Below are 6,827 nucleotides of genomic sequence, written 5' to 3'. Positions count from 1 at the left end.
TGTTGTGCATGTTGTGCATGTTGTGCATGTTGTGCATGTTGTGCATGTTGTGCATGTTGTGCATGTTGTGCATGTTGCTCATTATGACTCATTTGACTCTGATGTTGATGAACATTATTCGTGTTTTGTATACGTGACATCATGCCATGCTTGATGCCTTTTTTTACCATCCAAGCATTAATGGGGTAGGCAATAATAGCCGCGATTATGGTGGCAAAACTCATTCTGCCCCAAAAAAAGAGGTTATAGGGGTCGGTACTGATAGGAAAAAAATGCGCGAGGATAAACATAGTGGGTAACATGCCACACATGACAAAATTCATTGAAAGGGTTTCTGCAAAAAGTGTTTTTTTAACGGCCTCTCCATAACTATCAAACATAGATCGCATAAACAAAGCTTGAAAAATCAACAGGCCAAATAAATAAGCGGCGATGTACTCAAGTACCATTTCTAATCCATTGGTAATGGTAAAGAAGGTTAAGATTATCGCCATTATGATAATGGCTGTTGCGTCACCTGCAACGCAGTGGATCATTGAACCTAAAGCTTGCTTCCAGTGAACATTAATAAATTCATCATGACTTCCTGTTAACGGTTGACGGCAAGAGAGGAAATAAAAGAATAGCCCTAATGGACCTGTGTATAAGATAATCAGTGCCCAAGCTAACGTCATAATTCGCATTGATGGTGTATTGGTTAGTTGATCCCAAATGACATATATCATTGAAAGTAATGTCAGAAAAAACCATAGTATTAATGCACCATATAACATATTCATTGTGATCCCGATTTTTCTATTTATTAGTTATGTAAAGCATAGTGGATAATATGACTTAATGATGTTTTTTAAGTCTGACAGTCAGGGTGCGACTTTGGTTGTAAGAGGCTATTTTTACGATAGTTTCAGTGAATTTTGGAAGCAATAAAATGGATATTTGATTAAATTTTCATTTTATTTGATCAAGTTTAATTAATTATCGAGGTAGGAAAATGGCGGGTATTCAGCTAGGGGGTGGTAGTACAACTCATCATAGTGTTTGGGATAAAAATTATATCAGTGAAAAAGAAATCGCCCATGTGAATAATGTTCGTCTAGGTGAGAAGGTGTGGGATTGGTTGTGCGATACCGTTTGTGGAACCCATAGAGCTGAAGCAAAAGAATATATTCGTCAACTTGATGCATTGGAAGGAAAGAACAGCCTTGTTGATAGCGCATTAAAAACAAAGCTTTTTTATAGATTAGAGGCCTTAACATCCAGTGATTATACCAGAATTAAAAATGAAGAAGGCAAGGTTAAATATCAAATTGGTTATTTTAAAGGTGATCCTAAAACCCATAAAGTGATTGCTTCTTGGAGTCGACCTGTATTGAGCTCTTATGAGCAAGGGTTGCAAACATTGAAAGCAAAAAGTATTAAAAACAGGTTAGTGCAAGCGTTTGAAGTGCAGATCCAAAGCCAAGGTAAACCTACTCTTAGGCCTGTGCCTGTGTATATGGCTCACCGTTATGCTTCTAGCGAGTTATCTCCTCCTTTGCATGCGTATATTATGACGGGAGAGCCGGGTTCTAAATATGCGCAACTTTTTGGTGAAAAAAATGACATGACTCGCTCTAAGGTTGAGCTGAATAATGAGTTTATGACTGAGTTATCAAAAGCAAAATATGTGACGAAAAGCAGCGATGGAACGAAAATGAAAGTGCCTTTTGAGGAACTAATCCTTAAAGCCGTTTCTGCATTAAAAGGCAAAGAATTTGCCTTTCTTGATGGGTTTGTTGAGGCTATTAAAACTGAGCTTAAAAAGACAGGTCATGAAGATTTATTGACCGAATCTCACCGTGTTGGACTGGGGTATGTGGCGGCTAAATGTAATGGACAACAGGGATTCTATAATATGGATCCTCGTAAAGGTTTTACCCATAATGAGGATATGCGTTACTTTGAGCAGCAAAAAGGCCCAGTTAAACAACAGCCTGTTAAATTGACGACATTACAAGAAATCACTCGAGAACAACGGATTTATCAGGATTATCTCAATGAAAAACTCGGGCTCAATGGATTAGAGCAACAGTCTAGCGGTGTCAAAATGACCAAAGAGCAACAACAATATGCTCAAGTTATTAATCAGTTAAAGAGAAATAATGGTGAACATGTCATTGCCAAACATGCTCAAAAAATGGAACTAAAAGATAAAGTTCATGCAAAGCATATGCTAACAGAGCCTCAAAAAAAAGCATTAAAAGATCGTTCCATGGTGGCTTATACTGCTTTACCTGGCAATAACCCTTTTGAATCAAATTGTAATCGAACTGCGTCAACTTATCTTCAAGCGGCAATCAACAGAGAGAAAGGTTTACCCATAGATGTCTATCAAGACGTTAAATCAGGGACAAAGTGGGCATTAGCGGGGAATACCCGTCGGCATATTCATAATCCACTGGTGAGCCAAAAATTGGATGTAACCAAAATCTCCCCACAGGATCTTGATAATATAGAAAAACATCATCCAAATATTATAGAAAAGAAAATCATAGAAGAGATTAATGAGACTGGAAAGGTGATGAAAAAGGGCGATATCATTTTGGGTAAGCAGCAAGCGAAGGATTTGAAAGCACAAAATAGTCAAGATACTGGCTATGAAAAAGTACGCTCTTGGGTAGAGACTTTGTCAAATGTGAGGTCTCTTTTCAGTAGTAAAAGTTAATCCTATAATCGATTTAAAAAAAGCTGCTACTGCAGCTTTTTTGTTACATGCTGTGGTTGAGTGTGTTGATATAGCGATAAGGGTTAGGATTGAGGAAGGCTGAAAATGTGGATTCAAAAAGAAATTAGCGTTCAAGCTAAAAAGAGAGGTTTTCATCTCATTACGGATGAGATCTTGAAGCAAGTGCCAGAAATTAAAAAGCTTAATGTAGGGGTATTACACCTTTTTATTAAACACACTTCTGCGTCTATTGGTCTCAATGAAAATGCCGATCCTAGTGTTCGCCATGATTTAGAACAACATTTTAATGTGTTGGCGCCAGAAAACGCACCTTATTATGAGCATACTTTTGAGGGGCCAGATGATATGCCTGCTCACATTAAATCCATATTGATAGGTTCGAGTCAAAGTATTCCTGTGACAAAGGGCAGGTTGAACATGGGCATATGGCAAGGTATTTATCTTTGTGAGCATAGAGAACATGCATCGTCCAGAACTTTAGTGATTACGTTAAATGGCGAGTAATACTTGTCAGAAGTGGCAACTGATGATTTTTTGCTAGTGCTTAGTCGTTAACAAATATAGGATGTTATCATTTGAAATCTACTTTATGGAAAAATGCTAATGTCGAAAGGAATACAAGTATCAGGTAGTGGCCCAGTAGTGATTTTATTACACAGCTCTTTGAGCTCCAAAGAGCAGTGGAAAAGTTTAATTAAGCAGCTTGCGCCACGTTTTACTTGTGTGAATGTGGATTTACAGGGTTATGGTAGTCTTATCAATGAAAAGATCTCTGTTCCCTATTCATTAAAATGTGAAGTGGAACGCATTCAAGCATTTTTACAGCAAGAGGCAATATCAGATCCCTATTATCTTGTTGGACATTCTTTTGGTGGTGCGGTAGCGCTTCGTTTGGCTGATGCATTTAAGCAGCAAGTCAAAGCCTTATGTATTTTTGAACCTGTGGCTTTTCATTTATTGAATGAGGCGAACCCACAACGCCAACAAGTTTCAGAGCTGGCGGTGAGAATGGATAAGGTGACCGCTGTTGAGGCGGCGGCATTATTTACTGACTATTGGAATGGTGAGGGGTACTTTTCAGCTTTACCTAAGCCTATTCAACAAGGTTTAGCTGAGTTGATGCCAAAAGTGTCGTTAGATTTTGGCGCTATTATTAGTGAACCCAAAACGGCACGAGATTATGCTGAGAGTATTTCGGCCAATATACTATTAATGACGGGTGATAAAAGTCGCAGCTCAGCTAAAGCAGTGGTCAAAGTCATTGGTGAGCATTTAAATCATGTTACTAAAATTGAAATCAATGGGGGACATATGGCGCCATTATTGCAGTCAAGTTTAGTGAATCCTTTAATCATGGATTATTTGTTTTCACATATTTAATTCATTTGAATTTTGACTAATCTATTGAGGCAAAATGGAATGCAAGCGGTGAAGTTTTGGCTGTCCCAACGGCAAAATGCGTTTATTCAGTCCATTAAAACTTTGATCATCATTGTCTGTACTTGGTTTGTTCTCGGTGAATATAATCAAAATGCGCAATTGTTGGGGACATTTACAGCGGGCTTCTTGTCCATATTACGCATTGGACGCAACAAAAAACAGCAATTTTTGACTATTGCTTGCTCGGCTGTTGCCATGATAGCAAGCAGTGGTTTAGCGCTGCAATTTTATCACATCCCTTGGCTGAGCAATGGGTTATTTATTGTTTTAGTCTTTGTAGCATTTTATTTGAGGCGATTTGGAGGTCGATTCTTTTTTCCTCCTTTATTTGTGCTCATCTTGTATATTATTGTATTGCTTTTGCCACGCCCCTCTGTCATGGATCTTTGGGAAGGCATTGTTTTAGCATCAGCTATTGTGCTTTTTTTTACTTTTATCATTTTACCTATCGATGATCGAAAGCAATTAAATACTCATTTACAGTTATTATTTAAACTCTCTTCTGAGGTGTTGGCTTCCTTTATGCTTATGCCATGTGAGAGTGTCGTTAAAGATGAAGAGTGTGAAGAGAAGGAAAGGGATTTATTTAAAGCTAGGCAGATAGCCGCACAAGCCTTTGAAATAGAACATCAAAGGTATATTAAAGTGGCTTTACAACTGAGAAAAGATAATTCAAGGTTAGTGAATGAGTGTTTGTTTTTAGACAAAGATCCATTGTTAGAGCAATTTTACAATTTTCACTATCGAATGGCGAAAACATTTGGAATGTTGTTTGAAAGTTGTCAGCAACTAATTGAAAGCAATGAATTAAATAGGCAAGTGCAAGAAGATATTCTCAAAGTGGCCAATGGGCTGCTCTTGGTTTTAACCTTATCAAAAATCAATCATATGAAAGTGACTTTGGTACATATGCAGCAATTTAAACGAGAATATGATTATTTTAGCGGTTATCCCTTTGAGATTGATTTAACACAGCCTGAATCCATTCACATTTTTAATTTTTCTTTGAGTTTAAAACGATTGATTGAGAATTTTGAATTGTGGGAGATTAAGGGGGATGAATAACGCCACTCGCCAAGCTTTTCAAGCCTCTATAGCCGTTATGCTTACTTTAATGATTGCTCATGGCTTTTCACTAGAGCGGGGAATTTGGGCAACGTTAACAGCCATTTTATTAGTGTCTAGTACCTTTGGTGAGAGTATTAAAAAGGCCAAAGAGCGGGTGAGCATGACCTTAATAGGTGGGATTTTGGGAACTGGAGTTGTGCTATATCTCCTTCCTTTGTTGCCCAAACAGGAACCACTCTTGTTGATGAGTTTTCTGTTTATGAGCATTTTTGCAATGGTGTATTTTTTACCGCGTTCTTATGCTTGGGCTAGCTTTTTTATTACCCTTTTTGTTGTTTTTCTTTTTTCTGTATTAAGTGGTTGGAGTTTATCATTATTTGCCGCAAGAGCTTATGATACTTTAATTGGTGCCATGGTTGCTGTGTTCGTATCCGGTTTTATTTTTCCTAATCGTAGTTATGTGGATGTGCAAGTGCATTATTTGACTGTGTTGCAACAGCTTGATGGTTTCATTGATGATATTTTTTATGCCCTCAAATCGTCAGATCCACAATATATGTGCCAGTTAATGGATTGGCATCAAAAATTATATTCCAGTTGGGAAGCGTTAAAAAATAAACAATCTTTTTCTGAATTTGAAGTGACGTTTTCTAGAAATAAGCGTCAGCAGCTACAAAATTATCAATTTGGATTTGATTTGTTGTTTCATTACTTGACGAATATTTTGGCGTTACTGGAAAAAGAGCCGAGTCCATTATGCGTTGAATTTGAGAAGGAGTTATCACAGTTTCAAGCAGTGATAAAAAACAATTCACATGCTTTATCGATATTCATGTCCAGTGAGGTTAAAAGCAAAGTAAAGGAAGAGCCCCATTCTTTGAATGCGATTCGATTACAGATACGTCAAAAAATAGCGCTGCTTTACAAAGATAATGCGATGCCCGATTATAGTAAGATCGAACATTTTTACAGTTTGATTTATTACTTACGTAAAGTGAATCAACAGATCACAGATTTAATCACGCACTCATCTGATTAGTTGATTAAAAGGTCAGGGTTATTTTTATTGATTTGATTGAACGAATATCGGGAGTATTGCTTATGCTGCTGAGTATCAAGCTGCTAGCAACCGTTTGGTAGACTAAGGTTTTTTAGCGCTAAGCACAGAAAAATAGCCCAGTGCCTTCTGGGCTTGACACTCAATAAAACCCGCTTTACTCAGTAATAGATAGGTTTCCTGTTCACTGAATAACTGGGCGCCATGATTCATAAAAAGATGAAAGCAAAATAGGCTCGGGGTGAGCTTAGTCGAGTCAAACAACATGTCGTGAATGAAAACATGCCCACCGCTGGGTAAAGTATCAAAGGCTTTGTTGAGCAGTTGCTGGCAAGTATCCGTTTGCCAATCATGCAGTACATTACTAAAGCAAATGCCATCACAATTTAAAGGCCAGTTATCTTGAAAGAAATTACCTGAAGTTAGGGTTATGGATTGAGTCTGTTTAAACTGTGCGACATCTTAGGTGTCCCCTTATATAAAGCAGCCACATCAAGGGTTTTGAGGTAAAATACTCCAAACAACCATAATAAGCTC

6 protein-coding genes and 1 pseudogene are annotated in these 6,827 nt (G+C 37.7%); 5 read left to right on the top strand and 2 right to left on the bottom strand.

All coding sequences use genetic code 11. The features are described from left to right. Nucleotides 1-779, bottom strand: a 779-nt coding sequence (locus Q0791_RS23950) for a DUF4396 domain-containing protein (protein WP_299011781.1), incomplete at its 3' end; no start/stop codon positions are given. A 212-nt stretch (nt 780-991) separates the two neighbouring features. Between Q0791_RS23950 and Q0791_RS23945 the strand changes: the two genes are divergently transcribed. From Q0791_RS23945 to Q0791_RS23925, 5 genes are all read left to right on the top strand, one after another. Next, a complete protein-coding gene (locus Q0791_RS23945) occupies nt 992-2,704 on the top strand; it encodes a hypothetical protein (RefSeq protein ID WP_299011780.1) in 1,713 nt (570 codons plus the stop codon). Between the two features lie 105 nt (nt 2,705-2,809). Beyond that, nucleotides 2,810-3,229: a secondary thiamine-phosphate synthase enzyme YjbQ gene (locus Q0791_RS23940; protein WP_299011779.1), complete on the top strand. Its 420-nt coding sequence runs from the start codon at nt 2,810-2,812 to the stop codon at nt 3,227-3,229. Nucleotides 3,230-3,328: 99 nt separating this feature from the next. Beyond that, a complete protein-coding gene (locus tag Q0791_RS23935) occupies nt 3,329-4,105 on the top strand; it encodes an alpha/beta hydrolase (protein WP_299011778.1) in 777 nt (258 codons plus the stop codon). A gap of 39 nt (nt 4,106-4,144) precedes the next feature. Beyond that, nucleotides 4,145-5,230, top strand: a complete 1,086-nt coding sequence (locus Q0791_RS23930; RefSeq protein WP_299011777.1) for a hypothetical protein — start codon at nt 4,145-4,147, stop codon at nt 5,228-5,230. After that, nucleotides 5,223-6,272: an FUSC family protein gene (locus Q0791_RS23925; protein WP_299011776.1), complete on the top strand. Its 1,050-nt coding sequence runs from the start codon at nt 5,223-5,225 to the stop codon at nt 6,270-6,272. Before Q0791_RS23930 ends, Q0791_RS23925 begins: the two co-directional genes overlap by 8 nt. 102 nt (nt 6,273-6,374) lie before the next feature. On the opposite strand, the pseudogene Q0791_RS25320 reads toward Q0791_RS23925, so the two are convergent. Next, a pseudogene (locus tag Q0791_RS25320) lies at nt 6,375-6,728 on the bottom strand (methyltransferase); the annotation flags it as partial. Between the last annotated feature and the right edge of the window lie 99 nt (nt 6,729-6,827).

The organism is uncultured Shewanella sp., assembly GCF_947495455.1.
In the GTDB taxonomy this organism is placed as follows: domain Bacteria; phylum Pseudomonadota; class Gammaproteobacteria; order Enterobacterales; family Shewanellaceae; genus Shewanella.
Note: the sequence above shows the minus strand (reverse complement) of the source record. Positions and strands in the feature narration are given on the sequence as shown.